At 64.5% G+C, this 665-nt stretch carries 1 protein-coding gene and 1 pseudogene; both read left to right on the plus strand.

Going from position 1 to position 665, the window contains the following annotated elements:
* Positions 1-394: transposase (locus AAFX91_RS42245; RefSeq protein ID WP_394570420.1), on the plus strand; the 394-nt coding region annotated here is incomplete at its 5' end.
* A gap of 29 nt (positions 395-423) precedes the next feature.
* Positions 424-665, plus strand: a pseudogene (locus tag AAFX91_RS42250) (YecA family protein); the annotation flags it as partial.

Below are 665 nucleotides of genomic sequence, written 5' to 3' on the forward strand. Positions count from 1 at the left end.
GGTGCGACTGACCGAGATGGTCGACCAGCTCTTCTCCCAGTCGAAGCTGACGGAGGCCATCAACTACGCGCTCAACCACTGGGACGGATTGACGCTGTTTCTCCGCGACGGCCGCATCGAGGTCGACAGCAATACGGTCGAGCGGTCCATGCGCCCGATTGCCATGGGAAGACGCAACTCATTGTTCAGCGGCAGCGAAGGTGGCGCCGAGAGCTGGGCGATCCTGGCGTCGATCGTGAACACAGCAAAGCTCCATGACCTTGATCCGCAGGCCTACCTGACCGACGTGCTGGAGCGCATCGCCTCCGGGCGAACCAAGAGCCATCAGTTGTACGAGCTGCTCGCCTGGAACTGGAAGGCGGCCCGCCAGCGCACTGCGCAGGCCGCCGCGTGAGCCCACGTCGCCATAAAGCATCGTCGTCGATGGCGGTCGCCGCGATGCCGCTTGAGGAACTCGAGCGGTGGCTGCAGGCTCGCGTCGATCGGCATCCTGCCGCCACCAGCATTCCCATGCTCGACGGTTACGTCGCCGCGATCGTGGCTGGACCGGTGTCGATGAGCCCACTCGACTGGATCTGCCCGCTGCTCGCCATCGATGCCGATGCTTTCAACCACGGCGGCACCCCGGAGTTCGCGGCGATTTCCACCGTCGCGCTGCGTCATAA

It is taken from the genome of Bradyrhizobium sp. 31Argb (assembly GCF_043638955.1).
In the GTDB taxonomy this organism is placed as follows: domain Bacteria; phylum Pseudomonadota; class Alphaproteobacteria; order Rhizobiales; family Xanthobacteraceae; genus Bradyrhizobium.